This window comes from Reyranella sp. (assembly GCF_052439685.1).
Taxonomy (GTDB): Bacteria; Pseudomonadota; Alphaproteobacteria; order Reyranellales; family Reyranellaceae; genus Reyranella.
In genome coordinates this window covers 1-17338 of the sequence record NZ_JBQVQG010000001.1, presented here as the reverse complement: position 1 = coordinate 17338, position 17338 = coordinate 1, and the positions used below count along the sequence as shown (strand labels likewise).

At 59.8% G+C, this 17338-nt stretch carries 16 protein-coding genes; 10 read left to right on the top strand and 6 right to left on the bottom strand.

Going from position 1 to position 17338, the window contains the following annotated elements; genetic code table 11:
* Positions 1-11 precede the first annotated feature (11 nt).
* The 7 genes from ACT6UX_RS00080 to ACT6UX_RS00050 all read left to right on the top strand — a co-directional run bounded on the left by ACT6UX_RS00080 (position 12) and on the right by ACT6UX_RS00050 (position 11195).
* Complete coding sequence (locus ACT6UX_RS00080; RefSeq protein WP_444773103.1) at positions 12-932, top strand: metallophosphoesterase family protein; 921 nt, start codon at positions 12-14, stop codon at positions 930-932.
* Between the two features lie 7 nt (positions 933-939).
* Complete coding sequence (locus ACT6UX_RS00075) at positions 940-2091, top strand: dATP pyrophosphohydrolase (protein WP_444773102.1); 1152 nt, start codon at positions 940-942, stop codon at positions 2089-2091.
* Positions 2088-3350: an MFS transporter gene (locus tag ACT6UX_RS00070; protein WP_444773101.1), complete on the top strand. Its 1263-nt coding sequence runs from the start codon at positions 2088-2090 to the stop codon at positions 3348-3350. Before ACT6UX_RS00075 ends, ACT6UX_RS00070 begins: the two co-directional genes overlap by 4 nt.
* 428 nt (positions 3351-3778) lie before the next feature.
* A complete protein-coding gene (locus ACT6UX_RS00065) occupies positions 3779-4909 on the top strand; it encodes a type III PLP-dependent enzyme (RefSeq protein ID WP_444773100.1) in 1131 nt (376 codons plus the stop codon).
* Positions 4910-5004: 95 nt separating this feature from the next.
* Complete coding sequence (locus ACT6UX_RS00060) at positions 5005-6447, top strand: homospermidine synthase (protein WP_444773099.1); 1443 nt, start codon at positions 5005-5007, stop codon at positions 6445-6447.
* Positions 6448-7078: 631 nt separating this feature from the next.
* Entirely contained in the window at positions 7079-8620 is a 1542-nt protein-coding gene (locus ACT6UX_RS00055) for an esterase/lipase family protein (protein ID WP_444773098.1), read from the top strand.
* Between the two features lies 1 nt (position 8621).
* Positions 8622-11195 carry an AAA-like domain-containing protein gene (locus tag ACT6UX_RS00050; protein WP_444773097.1) on the top strand — a complete coding sequence of 858 codons (2574 nt, stop codon included), beginning with the start codon at positions 8622-8624 and terminating at the stop codon, positions 11193-11195.
* A gap of 77 nt (positions 11196-11272) precedes the next feature.
* Here ACT6UX_RS00050 and ACT6UX_RS00045 read toward each other — a convergent pair whose 3' ends face one another.
* Both ACT6UX_RS00045 and ACT6UX_RS00040 read right to left on the bottom strand, forming a co-directional pair.
* Positions 11273-11557 carry a tyrosine-type recombinase/integrase gene (locus ACT6UX_RS00045; protein WP_444773096.1) on the bottom strand — a complete coding sequence of 95 codons (285 nt, stop codon included), beginning with the start codon at positions 11555-11557 and terminating at the stop codon, positions 11273-11275.
* Positions 11558-11606: 49 nt separating this feature from the next.
* Positions 11607-12050, bottom strand: a complete 444-nt coding sequence (locus tag ACT6UX_RS00040) for a hypothetical protein (protein ID WP_444773095.1) — start codon at positions 12048-12050, stop codon at positions 11607-11609.
* 397 nt (positions 12051-12447) lie between these two features.
* Here ACT6UX_RS00040 and ACT6UX_RS00035 point away from each other — a divergent pair, with 397 nt between their 5' ends.
* Together ACT6UX_RS00035 and ACT6UX_RS00030 are read left to right on the top strand one after the other, a co-directional pair.
* Complete coding sequence (locus ACT6UX_RS00035) at positions 12448-12729, top strand: hypothetical protein (RefSeq protein ID WP_444773094.1); 282 nt, start codon at positions 12448-12450, stop codon at positions 12727-12729.
* Between the two features lie 29 nt (positions 12730-12758).
* Positions 12759-13769, top strand: a complete 1011-nt coding sequence (locus tag ACT6UX_RS00030; protein WP_444773093.1) for an HNH endonuclease — start codon at positions 12759-12761, stop codon at positions 13767-13769.
* A gap of 27 nt (positions 13770-13796) precedes the next feature.
* Here ACT6UX_RS00030 and ACT6UX_RS00025 read toward each other — a convergent pair whose 3' ends face one another.
* From ACT6UX_RS00025 to ACT6UX_RS00015, 3 genes are all read right to left on the bottom strand, one after another.
* Entirely contained in the window at positions 13797-14363 is a 567-nt protein-coding gene (locus ACT6UX_RS00025; RefSeq protein WP_444773092.1) for a tyrosine-type recombinase/integrase, read from the bottom strand.
* A gap of 255 nt (positions 14364-14618) precedes the next feature.
* Complete coding sequence (locus ACT6UX_RS00020; RefSeq protein WP_444773091.1) at positions 14619-14819, bottom strand: hypothetical protein; 201 nt, start codon at positions 14817-14819, stop codon at positions 14619-14621.
* A 265-nt stretch (positions 14820-15084) separates the two neighbouring features.
* Entirely contained in the window at positions 15085-15840 is a 756-nt protein-coding gene (locus ACT6UX_RS00015; RefSeq protein WP_444773090.1) for a hypothetical protein, read from the bottom strand.
* Positions 15841-15931: 91 nt separating this feature from the next.
* On the opposite strand from ACT6UX_RS00015, the gene ACT6UX_RS00010 reads away from it, so the two are divergent.
* The gene (locus ACT6UX_RS00010) at positions 15932-16657 is read left to right on the top strand and encodes a hypothetical protein (protein ID WP_444773089.1); all 726 of its coding nucleotides are present in this window, start codon (positions 15932-15934) and stop codon (positions 16655-16657) included.
* A 138-nt stretch (positions 16658-16795) separates the two neighbouring features.
* Here the strand turns inward: ACT6UX_RS00010 and ACT6UX_RS00005 are convergent.
* Positions 16796-17338, bottom strand: a 543-nt coding sequence (locus tag ACT6UX_RS00005) for a TonB family protein (RefSeq protein ID WP_444773088.1), incomplete at its 5' end; no start/stop codon positions are given.

Here is a 17338-nt window from a genome sequence, read left to right as displayed (position 1 = left end):
GCGTATCCACCATGTTCACCCTCGCGCATCTGTCCGACCCGCATCTGCCGATGCCGCAGGCGCGCGTCGTCGATCTGCTGGGCAAGCGCGCCACCGGCTACTTCAACTGGTGGCGCAATCGCGTGCAGCTCCACCGCCCCGAGGCGCTGGCCGGCATCGTGGCCGACATCAAGGCGCAGAAGCCCGATCACATCGCGCTCACCGGCGATCTCGTGAACATTTCGCTGCCTGATGAGTTCGCCCGTGCCTCGCAGTGGCTGGCCACACTCGGCGGGCCGGACCGGCTCACGATCGTTCCGGGTAACCACGACGTCTATGTCGCTACCCTGTGGCGCGAGAGCCTCGGCCTGTGGGGCGCCTACATGGCGGGCGATGGCGAGCCGCCAGCCACCGACTTCACAGTCTTCCCGACTCTGCGCCGGCGCGGACCGGTCGCGCTCGTCGGCCTGAACAGCGGCGCGCCGAAGCCGCCGTTTTTCGCGACCGGCACCCTCGGGGAAGCGCAGATCGCCGCCGCCGGGAAGCTGCTCGAGGATCTTGGCCGGGAAGGGCTCTGCCGCGTGGTGATGATCCATCATCCGCCGCTCACGACCGAATCGCGTTTCAAGCGGCTCACCGATGCGGTCGCCTTGCAGGCGATGATCCGCATGGTCGGTTGCGAGATCGTGCTGCACGGCCACAACCATCGCAGCGAAGTCGCGCGCATCATGGGGCCCCAAGGGGCCATCCCGGTGGTCGGCGTCACTTCGGCGTCGGCGGCGCCCGGCGGCAAGTACGGCCGCGCGCGCTATCATCTCATCGGTATCGAGCGCGAGACGGCGGGCTGGCGCATCGCCGTCGACATCCGCGCGCTCAAGGCCGACGGGACCGGGTGCGAGCCCGACGGCCGCATCGTCTTCAACGGCGGCGCGCCGGCCGCCCTGGCAGCCTGAGGCGTCAATGGCTTCGTCCGACATCAAAGTCAGCCCGGTCGAATCCAAGGCCGACCTGAACGCCTTCATCGCGCTTCCGAGGCGCCTCTATGCCGGCCACAAGGGCTATATCGCGCCGCTCGACCTCGAGCGCCGGGAAGCCTTCACGCCGGGCAAGAACCCGTTGTTCGAGCACGTAGAGGTCCGCTTCTTCCTGGCGCGGCGGGGCGACAAGGTTGTCGGCCGCATTTCGGCGCAGATCGACCGCGCCCATCTCGAACGCTACGCCGACAGTACCGGGAACTTCGGCTGCCTGGTGGCCGAGGACGATCCGGCGATCTTCGCCGCCCTCTTCGTCGCGGCCGAGGCGTGGTTGTTGGCCAAGGGCATGAAGCGGGCGACCGGCCCGTTCAGCCTCTCGGTCAACGAGGAGGTGGGCCTGCTGATCCACGGCTTCGACAGCCGGCCCGTCCTGATGGTGCCCTACGATCCGCCCTATGCCGGCCCGAGGGTCGAGGCTTGTGGCTACGTGAAGGCCAAGGACGTCTTCTCCTACGATTACGACGTCCAGAACGCGCCGGAGACGATCGGCGCCAAGCTGCTGGCGCGCGGCGGCCTGGAAGGCCGGGTCAAGGTGCGCACGGCGAACATGAAGATGTTCGACGCCGAAGTGCGCACCCTGGTGAACATCTTCAACGACGCCTGGAGCGACAATTGGGGCTTCGTGCCCTTCACCCAGGCCGAGATCGACCACGCGTCGAAAGCCTTCGGCCCGGTGATTGTCCCTGAGCTTGCGGTGTTCGTGGATGTCGACGACGAGACCGTGGCCTTCATCGTGGCGCTCACCAACCTCTACGAGGCGATAGAGGAATTCGACGGCAAGCTCGGGCCCCTGAAGCTCGCCAAGCTGCTGTGGCGCCTCAAGATCGCCGGCGTCAGCAGCACCCGCGTGCCGCTGATGGGCGTGAAGAAGAAGTTCCGCAATCATCCGCTGCTGGGCGCCGGCCTCGCCATGATCGCCATCGATACCCTGCGGGCGAATGGCAAGCGGCTGGGCAAGACCTCGGCCGAGCTCGGCTGGATCCTCGAGGACAACAAGGCGACCAACAACATCATCCGCTCGGTCGGCGGGGTGCATTACAAGACACACCGCATCTACGAGAAGGTGCTGGCAGGGTGAAGCCAACGATCCCTGGGCCGGCGCCCGCGCGGCCGCCGAAACCGCCCTCCGCTTTCGCACCGCTCGCCAACCGGTCGTTCCTGGCGATGTGGATCGCCAACCTGATGTCCAACGTCGGCGGCTGGATGCAGACCACGGGCGCCGCCTGGGAGATGACCAGCCTGACGCAGGAGCCGATCTTCGTGGCCCTGCTGGCCGCTGCCGGCACCCTGCCGATGTTCCTGTTCTGCTTCTTCGCCGGCATCCTGGCCGACCGTTTCGACCGTCGCCGCTACATCATGGGCTGCCAGGTCTGGATGATGGGCGTGGCCGCGACCCTGGCGGTGCTGGCCTTCCTCGGCCAGCTCAACCACTGGAACCTGCTGGCGCTGTCCTTCTGCATGGGGCTGGGCAATGCGATGAACGCGCCGGCGTGGCACGCCGTGGTGCCCGAGATCGTGACCGGCCCTCAGCTCCGCCCGGCCATCGCCCTCAACAGCGCCGGTTTCAACCTCGCCCGCACCATCGGTCCGGTCATCGGCCAGCTCCTGTTGGGCCTGGTCGGCGTCTTCCTGCTCTTCGCCATCAATGCCTTCACCTATGTTGGCGTCATCCTGGCCATGCGGGCCTGGAAGCGGCCGGCCGAGGCCCGCGCCGCCCAGCGCCGCGAGACCTTGAGTGAGGCGGCGCGCGCCGGCATCGCCTTCGTCCGCGGCTCGGCCGAGCTGCGCGCGATCTTCGCCCGCGGTCTCTGCTTCTTCGTGCCCGGCATCGCCATGGGAACGCTGCTGCCGGTGATCGGCCGCTTCGAGCTGGGCCTCGACGAATTCACCTTCGGCATCCTCTACGGCGTCTTCGGCACCGGTGCCGTCGTCGCGGCCTTCTCGCTGCCGACGGTCAACCGCCTGCTCGGCGCCGATCGCGCCAATATCTGGGCGATGGGCGTCTCGGCGGCGGCCACGCTGGTCGCCGCGCTCGCCATGACACCGATCGTGGTCGGCGCGGTCGTTGCCATCAACGGCGCCTGCTGGATCACCGTCATCGCCAACAATGGCGCATCCGTACAGATGATCCTGCCGAACTACATGCGCGCGCGTGGCATGGCGGTCCACCAGATGGTGTTCTTCGGCGCCATGGTGCTGGGCGCGCTGCTGTGGGGGAAGATCGCCAACTTCTTCGACGTTCGCACCGCGCTCATCGGCTCGGTGGTGATGCTGGTCCCGCTCACCGTGCTGGCGGCGTCGATCAAGCTCCCGGGCTCCTCGGTGCCACGCGTCTGACGCACGCCCGTCGTGCCAGCGTCACGCGCGCATCGAAAAAGCCGGGGCGGGGCAGATTCCGCTTGTAACCATGTCGATTAGTTGTAGATAGCACCCGTACAAGACGCCCAACGCACGTGCCGCTGGCCCTCTGTGGTTACGCAACGACGGAAAGTGTTCTTTTTGGCAGTGCCGGCCAATTTGCTTTCGGGCAATGAGGGCCGGGTCCGGGAAGGAGCTTCTGAGATGGTTGCTTACCGCGCGGGGCGCGTTCCCCGCTATTATGTCATTTGCCCGACCCTCGCTCGGGCCTCCTTCCTCGCTCAGCCGCATAAACGGATTTTAGCTCAGTCGAGTATCGGCTGACGTATCGCGCCACGCCTGGCGCCGTACGTCGTTGTTCGATCTCTTCCGACAGACTGACTATCCAGACGGGGAACCCCCCAGCGATGACCGAGCGTATTTTCCGTTATCTCCGCGAGCAGCAGCCCGAGACGCCTTGCCTCGTGATCGACCTCGACGTGGTCGAGAACAATTTCCGCCGCATGCGCGAGCTGCTGCCGACGGCGCACATCTTCTACGCCGTGAAGGCCAACCCGGCCGCACAGGTGCTGGCTCGTCTCGCCACGGCGGGCTCCAAGTTCGACACCGCGAGCCGCGGCGAGATCGAGATGATCCAGGCGACCGGCGTCGCGATGGACCGCGTCTCCTTCGGCAACACGATCAAGAAGGAAAAGGACATCGCCTGGGCCTACCAGCAGGGCGTGCGCCTGTTCGCCTTCGACAGCGAGGCGGAGCTGCAGAAGCTCGCCCGCGTGGCGCCGGGCGCCCGCGTGTTCTGCCGCGTGCTGGTCGATTGCGGCGGTGCCGAATGGCCGCTCAGCAAGAAGTTCGGCTGCGCGCCCGAGATGGCGAAGGACCTGCTGCGCAAGGCCAAGGACTGGGGCCTCGACGCCTATGGCATCTCCTTCCATGTCGGCAGCCAGCAGACCGACCTCGATCAGTGGGACAGGGCGCTGGGTCAGGTCTCGCAGATGTTCTTCGCGCTGGCCGAGGCCGGTGTCGACCTGCGCATGGTCAATCTGGGGGGCGGCTTCCCGGCGCGCTATCGCTCCGAGGTGAGCGGCATCGAGGCCTATTGCGAGGCAGTGACCCGCGCGCTGGTGCGCCATTTCGGCAATCGCATGCCCGAGGTCATCATCGAGCCAGGCCGTTCCATGGTGGGCGACGCCGGTGTGATCCAGAGCGAGGTCGTGCTGGTCTCGCGCAAGGCGGCGGGAGACCGCAAGCGCTGGGTCTACCTCGACATCGGCAAGTTCTCGGGCCTTGCCGAGACGATGGACGAGAGCATCAAGTACCGGCTGCGCACGCCCGGCGAGGGCACGCGCATGGGGCCCGTGGTCCTGGCCGGCCCGACTTGCGACTCGGCCGACATCCTCTATGAAAAGACGGAGTACAAAATGCCTCTGTCCCTGAAGCCGGGCGACAAGGTCGAGATCCTCTCGACCGGCGCCTACACGACGACCTACTCCTCGGTCGCGTTCAATGGCTTCGCGCCGCTCAAGGCGGTTTGCATCTGAACTGACACAATTCGGGCGTACGGAACGACGGGGCCTTGAGAAAGGCCCCGTTGCTGTTTTTACTGACGGCTCAACAAAGGAACGGGGACGCTGAAATGGCGAAGAAGACTGCACGCAAGCCCTCGACGAAGAAGTACCTCGATTTCCATGGCCGCATGGTCATGGTGGGCTTCGGCTCGATCGGCCAGGGCGTGCTGCCTCTGATCCTCCGTCATATCGGCATCAAGCCCGAACAGATCACCATCATCACCGACGACATGCGCGGCGGCGAGGACGAGGCCGAGCGCTTCGGGGTCGAGTTCGTCGAGAAGCGGCTGACCGAGTCGAACGTCCGCTCGACCCTCGACAACCGCCTGGGCCAGGGCGACTTCCTGGTCAATCTCTCGGTCGAGGTCGCGTCGACGGCGCTGATCGAGCTCTGCCAGAAGAAGGGCGTGCTCTACCTCGACACCTGCATCGAGCCCTGGCCCGGCGGCTATTCGGATCCCAACCTGTCGGTCTCGCGGCGCTCGAATTATGCGCTGCGCGACACGATGATGAAGCTCAAGGCCCGTCACAAGGGCGGCACGACGGCCGTGGTCGCCCATGGCGCTAATCCGGGCCTCGTCTCGCACTTCACCAAGCAGGCGCTGATGAACGTGGCGCGCGACACCGGCGTGAAGGCGGCGGTGCCGACCACGCGCGAGGGCTGGGGCAAGCTCGCCCAGCGCCTCGGCGTGAAGGTGATCCACATCGCCGAGCGCGACACGCAGGTCTCGCCCCAGCCGAAGGAAGTGGGCGAGTTCGTCAACACCTGGTCGATCGATGGCTTCGTCTCCGAGGGCGGCCAGCCCGCCGAGATGGGCTGGGGCACGCACGAGAAGACGCTGCCGCCCGACGGCAAGCGCCACACCTTCGGCTGCGACGCGGCGATCTACCTGAACCGTCCGGGCCTGCTCACCCAGGTGCGCACCTGGACGCCGATCGAGGGGCCGTTCCACGGCTACATCATCACGCACAACGAATCGATTTCGATCGCCGATTACCTGACCGTCCACGACGGCAAGAAGGCCGTCTATCGCCCGACGGTGCACTACGCCTATCACCCGTGCGACCAGGCGATCATGTCGATGCACGAGCTCGCGGGAAAGAACCTCAAGCAGCAGAAGCGCCAGCGCCTGATCGTCGACGAGGTCACCTCGGGCCGCGACGAGCTCGGCGTGCTGCTGATGGGCCACAAGAAGGGCGCCTACTGGTACGGCTCGCAGATCGACATCAACGAGGCACGCAAGCTCGCGCCCTACAACAACGCGACCTCGATCCAGGTCGTGGCGCCCGTCTTGTCCGGAATCATCTGGGCGCTCGAGAACCCGAACGAGGGCGTCGTCGAGGCCGACGAGATGGACTTCCAGCGCAACCTCGAGATCTGCATGCCCTATCTCGGCCCGGTCGTCGGCAAGTACAGCGACTGGACCCCGCTGCAGGGCCGCGGCGATCTCTTCCCCGAGGACCTCGACAAGTCCGACCCCTGGCAGTTCAAGAACTTCCGCGTGGTGTAATAAGTAATTGAAAATATTGGGGGGTTTTCCCTTGATTTGAGCGGTGCGTAGGTCTTGCCTAGGTTTGGATTGGCTCGATCACGCACCGTTCTTTGAGAAATTATCGCCGTACTTCTTCGCGCTCCATAACAGCTCGCTTCCAGCTCCCCTGTCACCAAATCAATCCCCAAGGACCGAATAATACCTGCCGCAAGCCTCTTCACCGAGAGGGAATAAACACCATGTTTAGTGGGTGCATCGGGGAGGGGACCATGGTCGGCGTGGAGTGCAAGTCCTGCGGACATCGGGCTTTAATCAGCTCCGAAGTCAATTCCGGCGGGCTGTTCAAAATGAACAATGAGATTATCAGTGAACTCGCCCGATCCAACCCCAAATGCGGGGAGTGTGGGGGCAGCGAGTATTCGATTGTGACGTTTACATCGAAGCTTGCGCATCTGTGGGATCGGTGGTTGACGGGTGACGCATCTCCGCCGCCTGCGAAGCCTCTAATCGAAGGCGATAAGTAGGGCTAACAAACCTTCTGGCTCAAATACCAGCGATCTCACGCTATTCCTTGTACGCGCTCTGCTTAAGCGAGAGTGCGTGGTTGCAAATTCCCCCGTGATGTTCGACCTTTGAACGAGGGGGCAGGATGAAAAAGAACCAAATCTCAGTGATCTTCCTTCACGGGTTGCTTGGCGATCCGGGAACTAGCTGGGGCGCCACCTCTGCCTTCTTGAATTCTGATGCTGAACTGAAGGGCCACTTTCGAGCCGACTTTTTTCGGTATGCGGCGGGGCTCGCAGCTTGGTTGCCCGTTATCAAGTACTTGCCCTGGGTTCGGAATTGGCCCGTTTTCCGTAGGGCCATCCGTATTCAGGATGTGGCGCTCGGACTCGGAACGCATATCGATACCGTTCACGGCCCTGATGCTCCCCTAGTTCTTGTGGGCCACAGCATGGGTGGACTTGTAATTCGGGAGTACTTGCTAAATGAACTGGCACAGGGCCGCGGGCATCGAATCAAATCTGCGCTTCTATTTGCGGTGCCAAATAAGGGCGCGAATCTTGCGGCGCTAGGAGAGCGGTTGAACCTCACGTCGAAGCAAATTCGTCAATTAGCGCCCGATTCAGATTATATCGAGAACCTCAATCGCAGATGGAAAGAGAGCGGCATCGAAGAGCAGATTGCTATTTCCTGCGTGGCGGCGTTGCTCGATGGGATTGTTGGAAAGGATTCAGCGCTTCTTTCCTCTAAAGTCGGACGGGCTCACTATCTACATGAAGATAGCCACATAAGCTGTATCAAGCCCGCCACAATAGATTCGGTTTCGTATCAGCTAATCCGAACAGCTATCGCAAACGCGGTTGGTTCGAAAAATACGTCACCTGCTGGGCCGCCGGATCCGCTCTTCTTCATGTATGACCTTCAGTGCGAGCCTTATTACATTGAAAGGGAGATTGACCGCTCGGTTGCGAAGCAAATTGACAGTGGGATTTGGGTGCATGGCCCGTCGGGAGTCGGAAAGACTAATTGCATGCTTCGCAATTCGTTGTTTCGCAACCATCGCGTAGTTTATCTTTCAGTAGCGAATCACAAAGGCGCGCAAACAGCAGCCGAAGTCGTGCGCAGCCTCGCGATGCAGATCGTACATCGAGCTTCGGGTGAGCCGGCAGGTCTGCCACCTGAGAATAGTGACGCTATTGGGTGGATGCTTGATGTGCTGCGTCAACGATTTGGTGCGACGACGCTGACGGTTTTACTTGATGAGGTTCCCGATGACGAATGCGTGCTAACCGGTATGGCGCGCTTCGTCATGACCGCTGTACTGGCTGAGAAAATGAACGGGCGGGCATCAATACGTTTTGCGTTCAGCTCTCTTTTTAGTCCCAGTGACCTTCTCCCGGAGGAGGAGAGGAGACTGCTTGAGGTAATTCGACCAGCTCAGATGGACAAGTGGGACTCAGTCGACATACGCCGCTTGGTCGAACGTCTCTGTCATTCGATCTCCATACCGGTTTCCAAGGAAGAGGTTGACCGCATTTGTTCGGCTAGCGGAGGTGATCCTCGATACGTCAAGAATGTCTTTCGCGAACTGAGCATCGATACAGAAAAGAGATTGGATCGAGCGTTGGCCGCTGTGCAGGCGGAGCAAGCGCAATCCCTTAGGGGAGCATCAGGAGGCTTGGCGTAGCATGCAGAAGAAACTCTCTTCCTACGCGATCATACCCGATTCACTCTATGTGGAGCGAGATGCGGATAGGCAGTTGGCGCGCGCAATCGTTGATATGCGGAAACCACCATATGTTCTTGTGGCCAGGCAGATGGGCAAAACAAATCTGCTGCTCAACGCCAAGCGACGCCTTCAGACTGCAGATGATGTTTTCTGCTATCTGGATCTAACGAGACGGCTTCCTACTCTCAATGATTTTTTTGAGTACGTGGTCGAGCGTGTGCTTGACGCCAATCTTGCACTGCGAGCGGCAGTCTCTGAGCAAATTCGTGAAATTCGCGTCAGTTCAGCTGGAAGGCTGCCGGCGATCGCTTACGAGAAATGCCTTCTGGCGATATTGAATAGAATAGCGGGACGCCTAGTAATAATTTTAGACGAAGTTGATTCGCTCGCGAGTTGTACGTTCTCCGATGCGATTTTTTCGCAGATTCGAAGCGTCTATTTCGAGCGCGGAAATGAAGGCCTAAAATCTCTGCAGCGCCTAACTTACGTTCTGTCAGGCGTTGCTGAACCTCGTGAACTCATCAAGGATAGGTCGATCTCGCCATTTAATATTGGCGACCGGATTGTACTCGATGACTTCAGTCGCGCCGAGATGGCGAGCTTTGCGGACAAAGCAAGCCTCGCGCTTGCCCCTGACGTGCTGGATAGGCTGTTTGCAAGAACGGCCGGTAATCCTCGAATGATTTGGGACATCTGTTCGCAGCTCGAGGACATGATTTTAAGTGGTGCGGACCCTACTCCCGACAGCGTAGATTCGATAGTTGAGAGGCTATATTTCGCCGATCTGCCTTCTCCTCCGATTGACCATATTCGCTCGCTCGTCGTTGATGATCGTGATCTTCGTTCGGCGGTCGTTGCACTACACAGCGGAGACTATGCGCGCATCAGCGACATTATTCGCTCACGGCTATTTCTGGCTGGAATCGCGCGTAGTGTAACGGGTGAAATGGTTGTGGAGTGGCGCAATAGTATTGTGCGCCAGTCTCTCTCGCCGGATTGGCTGTCCACGCTTCCCGACGCGTCGTCAGACGCCCTGATTCGGTTTGATAGCCTATTTGCGGCCAGCGACTTCGCTGAAGCAGAAAGAGTATTTGGTACCGAGGTCAATCTCTCGGTCGTTCCCCTAACGATTAGGCACCAGTATCTTCTGAAGCGCGCGCATGTACTGGTTGGACTTAATAGGTTTGATGATGCACTCGGCGTCATCGATGCATTTGATGCAGATGTGACGTGTCCCTATGCCGTGCGCATGAGTGGGGCATTCCTTCGCGCCTGCATTCATGCGGACATGGGAAAAGACCAGAAGGCTCTCGCGGAGTTCGCGAAAGTGGCGTCGTCTGACGGTGACTTGGATCAGCGCGCTTTTGCAAAGTATAGGATTACTGGTTGCCTGCTCCGTCTCCGAGAACCGCATGATGTTGTCCGGCAGTCTGTCGATGCCCTACAGGAGGCTGTTCGCTTTGTTGAGGACAAGCGGGACGCACTACAGGCGCGGACCGTCACCGAGGTGCTGGGCAACTCCTATTTGAGCTTGGGTCAGTTACTGCATGCGCAGCAATCGGACGCTTTTTCCATCGAAGCTCTTAAGAATGCGATCGTTGAAGGAAGTGACAGCATCAAGCTCCGAAGCGCTAAAGAGCTGCTGGGACTGCTGACCAATGATGAGGAGCGGCGCAAATATCTGGGAATTGCTTGCCGCCATTTAGTTGCGATCGAACCCGGGGCATCGAGTCGGCTGGCGAGCGTCGAGCGTCAGGTCGTGGCATCGCTGGGTAGTTGGGCATCGCAATTGAATATGCATGAGGAATATGATGCCCTGCTTTCGTATGCGATCCGGAGCGGAATGGTCGCCAATGACAGTATAAATGCTCTTCGCCTGGAGATTTGGGGCGGGCAGAGTAATCCATCTGATATCAAGGTATTAAGAGAGATCATAGATGCGCGCACTTCACTTCTTGACGAGAACGTCGGGTTGGCACTTGCCTACATAGTTAGAACGCAACCTAGCGGCACATATATCCAGTTGTTTCTGGATCGGTTTGACTGGGCTGCCAAGCAGCGGAAGCTCTCTGAGGAAGATTTTGAAGCGGCTCATTCAATACTACTGGTAGGTTTCGATGGCCGCCAGATTAGCACTGCTGAACGAGCTGCGGAGATCTTACAAAGTGTTGTGGGTTACTCGCCTTACTACGAATTGGTGCATCTTTGGTTGGCGATCTACTCCGCTATTTCATTTCTCAACGCGCGAAGGGAACGGTTCCGAACGGAACTATTTGCTGATTTCTTTCTAAAGAACGCTCCGTTACCGGTTCTAGAACGAGGTTTCGGTAAGGCGGCTAGTGAGACGATGCTAAAGAGAATCAATGCGATCTATGCATCCGCGAAGAGGGAGCAATTGCGTGATCGGCCGCCGAGGAAGATCGGGCGAAATGCAATAGTCCGGGTTCGGTACGCGGATGGAACGATCCTGGCGAGAAAATACAAGCGAGTCGAACAAGAGATCCGGCATGGTGACTGTGTTCTCCTCGTGTAGTTGTGTGCTTAGCCCCGAACGCAGATCGCGAGCAGCCTATGAGAAGCGTCCAATCTAGGCGCAACGTTTATCTAGAGCTATACAGCTAGTTCGACTGCCGCCCGCTTCATCTCATCGTTCACGTCTATGTAGGCCTGGGTCGTTGCGATTGAACGATGCGCGGCTAGTGCGCCCAGGACACGCACGCCGATGCCTTTGCTTGCTAGCGTAGTGATGAAGCTACGGCGGCCAGAATGACTGGTTGCTCCCTCGATCCCGGCCCGCTTGTAGATCGCGTTCATCGTCTGACAGAGCGTATTGGCTGAGAATGCAGACCTCTTCTGTGCGCTGAAGAGCGGTTTGGTCGGATCACATGTCGCCATCGCATCTAGCTATGAAGCTACGCCCGCAGGACCATTGCCAGGAAGAATATCACCAGAAATAGCCGGCGATCTGCATGAGGAAGCCGAGCGCTATTAGGCCGAGGCCTCCATAGCTTACATTCAGCGATATCTTTGCAGTCTCTCGATCTCCTTCAACACTCACCATTAGCATTCGGGCGAGCGTCCCGAGATGATTAGCAAGATCGGATACACCACCCTTCAACTCATCAAGGCTTTGCTTGGCGGACTGGTAATCAAAAGTGCCATCCGAAGGCATATAGCGGCCCTCATCGCGGTAGTATTCACGGAAGTCGCCCGAAATCGCCTTGAGGAAAGCTTCGGTTCCGCCGGCGCCTTGGGCAACCTCATTGAGGGCCCCAAGCCGGTCTTCCGCATCGCCGCGGAGTCGCTTTTGAATGCGAACAAGATCGATGCCGAGCATCATCACGCCAATGAGATCGAAAACGAGGCCAGTCACGGTCAGAACGATCATCGCGGACCTTCTGCTAGCAAAGTCTTGATGGGAGCGAATCGAAAAGACGGAGGGGTCGGCTACTGCGAATGATAGTTGCATACACCGCCCTAACGATAGCGCGTGTGGATTTCTTCCATCGCGTCAGCGCGAAGTTTGCCGAAGTGTTCGGGAAGCACTTGGATTTCCTTTCCAATCGTCTGAAGGGCGTCTTCCGTTATCGGCTTATAGGAGAAGTCCAGTGTCGCTTTGGCCGTCACCTGGAGTCGATAGTGGCTCTTGCTCTCATAGCCATCTATTGTCGAAACCATTCTTTTGCAATGCAGATAGATCTTCGACGAAGGCAATGGGTAGAACACCGATGCGAGCAAATCGCAACCGCTAGTAGCGTGGTCTGAAGCGCGAGATGAGGAAGCAGATGGCGCAGCGTCTCGGATCTTCCCTTGAAAATGCGATCGTGATTGTGGCCAAGGACAGTGCTCAAGGCGTTGCAATTCAGGAAATGTTCCTGGGTCAAATCTTTGGTGGAAAGCCACAGTTCGTTAGGCAAGCGCTAGTGGCCCATGGCGATCGGACATACGATTGCATAACTCTTCTCGTGGAGGGGCAGCGGGAGCTTGTTTATTTCGACATCTCGTCGTTCCTATCAGCAAAGATGCATTCGGTTGCACCGAGCCCTGCAGGACCTACGGATGTATGACGATACACGACTCTGAGCAGAGCAGCTAAGTGGAGACGGATGAAATGGGGAGAAGCCTTCTGGAGCCTGTGGCCGGGGATGTAAGAGTATTTCTGATGGAGATGTTAGGGCGAACCTTCAAAGTGTTCAAATCCAAGAGCTCTACTCGGCATGCTCCGAAGGGACACCGCTACGTATGGCTTGGAAAGTATCAAGTAGCCGGGAAACCCGATGCTAATATTGTGCTTTGGGAAGATAGCGTCTTCCATCCAAGTAATAAGAATAAGCTCAAAGTTGCTATCGAGACAGAAACTGCCGCTAAGTTGGCAGCCGTTCTTCCATGGCTTCACAGTTCAGATTACAAAGTTCTTGAGCGGCCGACCGATATTGCCCACGATGGCACTAGTCTAACACCGCAAGGCCTAAGTCGATTTGACTCGGCTTCTCCATATGTGGACGGTTCAGAAATCGACGAGTCGGATTTCATTGAATTCGGAATATACCTTAGCGGTAATCGATTGAAGATTGCGCACAGAGCAGCATCTTTCATTTCGTCAGCGCTGAGCGCGTCGTCCCGAAGGGATTTTGAGGAAAAATGGGACGTTGCCACATTGAAAGGAACTGGCAAGGGAGCCACGACGGTCGAACGACTAGTTGAAGCACGTCTAGGACACGGCGAGTACCGGAATGCACTCCTAAGGAAGTGGGGCAATCAATGCGCGGTCTCTGATTGTGGGTTTGTTGGTGTCTTGAGAGCTTCGCACGTGAAGCCTTGGAGTGCCTCAAATGACATCGAAAGACTCGATCCGGAGAATGGGCTACTCCTCGTACCGACCCTGGATGCTTTATTCGATAGAGGGTTCATAACATTCGCGGCCGACGGCGCGATGATGGTTTCAACTAAGTTGGCAAGGGAAAAGGCAAGTTGGTTTGATCGGAATGCGTCGATCAGGACGGTGTCGCCAAAACTAGCCGAATACCTTACCCATCACCGAGAAAAAGTTTTCATAGACGGAGACAAGGACGCTGAACGCCATCGATTGCGAGGCGCCGGAACCTAGGTCGTGGTGTATGGCATGCTGCCGAATTTACGCTAGTTCCACAGCGGCTCGCTTCATTTCGTCATTCACGTCGATATAGGCCTGTGTGGTGGCAATCGATCGATGTCCCGCTAGCGATGCCAGCACTCGGACGCCGATGCCTTTGCTTGCCAACATGGTGATGAAGCTTCGCCGGCCGGAGTGACTGGTAGCACCTTCGATCCCGGCGCGCCTGTAAATCGCATTCATCGTCTGGCAGAGTGTATTGGCCGAGAATGCGGCGCGCTTTTGCGTACTGAAGAGGGGGCGGCTACCGCTCTTCACCTCGATCTTCTGAAGGTACAGCCCAATCTCCTTGCGAAGCCGTTCGTTCACAAAGACAACCCGAGCGTACTTGCCCTTGGTTTGCGCTGCATCGAGCCGGATCTCTTGCTTTACGCTCCCATCCGGGTTGCGAATGTCATGGAGGCTTAGAGAAGCCACTTCTCCCACCCGCATTCCAGCCCAGTGGGTCATGAGGAGCATCAGTCTGTTGCGAGCGGAGTGAGAATTGCTGGCAATGCTGTCCAGCACCCTCCGTAGCTCCTTCGGCGTCAGCGTCTTTGCTTGAGGCATGTGTGCAGCTCCAAACATAATGTTTCAGCAAGCTGCAGCGTAGTTTCTGATGTTCTGATTGGGCGACCGAAATGGCAACTGCAGAAGATGCAGTGATCTCAGTGGCTTAGCGCAGAACATAAGAAAATGCGAACTTCATTAGGTATTACTAGCTGGGCGACAGTGCGCTTCTTTGTCTTCGGAACAGCAGGCCCCTTCCCATAGACAAGCCCTAACGCGATAGGCGTCCGTGTTCGATGGATTGTCGGCGAATGCTCATCGCTTCGGATTGAGGACTTCCTGGCCGTCATAGCGGAGCCAGGTGTCGGCCGGTCGCACGAGCAGTTGAGCGATGAAGCGCGCGTTGACGCCGAGGTCGGCGGCGTAGTGGATCAGCGCCGACGCGCCGGCCCTGCCCAGCCCGAAACCGCGAGCGATTCCCGCCATGGCATCGCCCTTGGTCTCGTTCTGGATCACCGTGGCATCCAGCGTGAAATTGTGGAAGCCGACCTGACCGCCGATCTCGATGGCGCGGCTGGGGAACGGCGTGGACGGCTGTCGGCTGGCGTACCGCCCAGCAACGCCATCGCATATGCGGAGAGGCAGATGTCGCCCTTGCGCGTGAGCGTTGCAATTCGCGAAACGAGGAGGTCCAACTCCTCTCCGCCATCGCCGATGACATGTCCTATTCCCTGTCCAGGATTGCCTCGACGCCGGGCGCCGAAACTTGACGCTCGTCCCGTCAGCGAAATCTGATGGGGAGCTGGACGACCACGCCGGCGAAGACCTGAAACGAGGGCACACCCGGGCCGCTCTGGATCACCGAGTATTGCGGCTCGACGAAGGTGTTGAGGCTGGCGCCGCCGGGCAGCTCGAAGACGCGGCCGAGTCCCAACCCGACCGGGACCACGGCATTCCTGCCGAGGGCGAACGACGCGATGCCGCTGGATCGCAGGTAGAACCCGTTGCCCAGATTGTAGAAGAGCAGCGGTTGCGCGGTGACCGTCTGGAGCGTGCCGTCGAGGGTCTGCTGCCAGGAGGCGAGGAGCGTCGTCAGGCCCCAGGAATGCGGCGCGCTGACGACTGCCTGCGCTCCCGCCTGCCATTTGGATGTTCCGAGGGCGGGAGCGCTCGCCGTCGGCACGACCAGCAGCGGTCCGACGCCGGTCTTCACGGAGCCGAAGTAGAAGACCGCCAGGTCGAAGACGGTGAAGTCGCCCACGCCGTTGACCGCCTTCTCCGGGTCCCAGGCGCTGGCCACCACCGGCATCGAGGCGCGCATCATCTGGTCCACGCCGAACAGGGCATGGGGCAGGACGAAGCGAAAATATCCCTGATCGGCACCGCTCGAAGGCCGCTCCGCCAGCACGGGCTGGGCATAGTTGTGAAACTCGAAAGCCATCCTGGGCGTCAGTGGATCGTTGGACCGGTTCTGCAGATTGTCGGCGCTCGCCTGGGCCATCGCTTGCGCCGGGACGAGGAAAAAGGTGAGCTTCATCAGCAGGAATGCCCGGACCCACCATCGCCGGGCGCCGGGTGAGGGTCTGCAACGAGCGCAGGTGGCAGACGAGCAGAGAGGCATGCCAGGCATGATCGCATCATTCGAACACGGCTTCATCTTCATCAAGACCCGCAAGACGGCCGGTACGGCGATCGAGCTGGTGCTCAGCGGCCTTTGCGGCGACGCCGACATCATCACGCCCATCCATCCCGACGACGAGAAGATCCGGCAGGCGCATGGCTGGCGCGGACCGCAGAATTTCCGCGTCGGGCCCGGAACGACGGGCGCCCACGAGGGCATTCTCGATCGCGGCGACGAGGCGGATTACCGGGAGATGATGAAGGGCAGCCACGCGGCCAACGAGTACTACAACCACATGCCGGCGAGCCTGGCGCGCCGCATGCTCGGCGAGGCGTTCTGGCAGAAGGCCCACAAGTGGACGATCGAACGGCACCCTTACGAGAAGGCGGTGTCGCAGGCCTATTTCAAGATGTGGTTCATGGGGAGGCCCGCCGCCGACTTCCAGCCCGTGCTCGACGAGCTCATCGCCCGCGACGAGATCGACAACAGGAATCTCTATACGATCGACGGAAGCGTCGCCCTCGACGAGATCATCCGCCAGGAGGACCTGCCCACCTCATTCCAGGCGGTTCTGGCGAAGTCCGGACTCCGGTTCGACGGCGAGCTGCCGCGCGCCAAGACGGTGCAGCGTGCCGATCGCCGGCCTGCCGCGGAGATCCTGACGGAGAAGCAGAAGCAGGCGATCTACGAATCGTGCCGCGAGACGTTCGAGCTGATGGACTACGAGCGATGACGCCCGTGCCAAACGAAACAAACGAAATAAACGAATCAATCGAAACGAGAGTCGCACCCCTGAATCAGGTATCCTGGTACCGTTGACGAGGCGATGTTGCCCGCCGGCACCTGCAAAAAAACCCATTCCTAAAGCCTGCTAACGCCTGACCGACACCAGCGGCAGGTCGAACGGGGCGCTCGCGCCCTTGATGTTGTCGGGCAACGGCGAATAGGGCGCGCCGGCGTGGATACCGGCCAACACGCCCTCGTCGAACTCCGGCTCGCCGCTCGAGCTGATGACGGTGGCACCGAGCAGGCGGCCGTCGCGGGCGATGACGATCCGCACGACCGTCACGCCCTGCCGTCTCTGGGTGTTCGACGTGTAACGGTAACCCACGATCTTGCGCAGGACCTCGGAGAGATAATTGTCCGCGACTTTGGCGCGCGCATAAGTGTCAGACGGATTGACGAAGCGATGCTGCGTCGGCGGCTCGGCCGAGGAGGCGGAAGGCGGCCGCTGCGATGGCGCGGTGGAGAGCGGCGAGGGCTTGTAGGCCGGCTTGGGCGCAGGCGGCGGCGGTCGCGGCGGTGACGCGAGCGCCTGCTGTTGCGGCATGGGCTTTGGCGCCGGGGCGGGCTCGGCCGGTTTTGCCGGAGCCGCCTGCTGCGGGGGCGGCGGCGCTACCTTCAGACCCTGTTC

What these genes read in the sequence shown, in the direction of transcription:
- ACT6UX_RS00080 (WP_444773103.1), top strand. Translation starts at nt 12, where the DNA reads ATGTTCACCCTCGCGCATCTGTCCGACCCGCATCTGCCGATGCCGCAG.
- ACT6UX_RS00075 (WP_444773102.1), top strand. Translation starts at nt 940, where the DNA reads ATGGCTTCGTCCGACATCAAAGTCAGCCCGGTCGAATCCAAGGCCGAC.
- ACT6UX_RS00065 (WP_444773100.1), top strand. Translation starts at nt 3,779, where the DNA reads ATGACCGAGCGTATTTTCCGTTATCTCCGCGAGCAGCAGCCCGAGACG.
- ACT6UX_RS00060 (WP_444773099.1), top strand. Translation starts at nt 5,005, where the DNA reads ATGGCGAAGAAGACTGCACGCAAGCCCTCGACGAAGAAGTACCTCGAT.
- ACT6UX_RS00055 (WP_444773098.1), top strand. Translation starts at nt 7,079, where the DNA reads ATGAAAAAGAACCAAATCTCAGTGATCTTCCTTCACGGGTTGCTTGGC.
- ACT6UX_RS00050 (WP_444773097.1), top strand. Translation starts at nt 8,622, where the DNA reads ATGCAGAAGAAACTCTCTTCCTACGCGATCATACCCGATTCACTCTAT.
- ACT6UX_RS00045 (WP_444773096.1), bottom strand. Translation starts at nt 11,557, where the DNA reads ATGGCGACATGTGATCCGACCAAACCGCTCTTCAGCGCACAGAAGAGG.
- ACT6UX_RS00040 (WP_444773095.1), bottom strand. Translation starts at nt 12,050, where the DNA reads ATGATCGTTCTGACCGTGACTGGCCTCGTTTTCGATCTCATTGGCGTG.
- ACT6UX_RS00035 (WP_444773094.1), top strand. Translation starts at nt 12,448, where the DNA reads ATGGCGCAGCGTCTCGGATCTTCCCTTGAAAATGCGATCGTGATTGTG.
- ACT6UX_RS00025 (WP_444773092.1), bottom strand. Translation starts at nt 14,363, where the DNA reads ATGCCTCAAGCAAAGACGCTGACGCCGAAGGAGCTACGGAGGGTGCTG.
- ACT6UX_RS00015 (WP_444773090.1), bottom strand. Translation starts at nt 15,840, where the DNA reads ATGAAGCTCACCTTTTTCCTCGTCCCGGCGCAAGCGATGGCCCAGGCG.
- ACT6UX_RS00010 (WP_444773089.1), top strand. Translation starts at nt 15,932, where the DNA reads ATGATCGCATCATTCGAACACGGCTTCATCTTCATCAAGACCCGCAAG.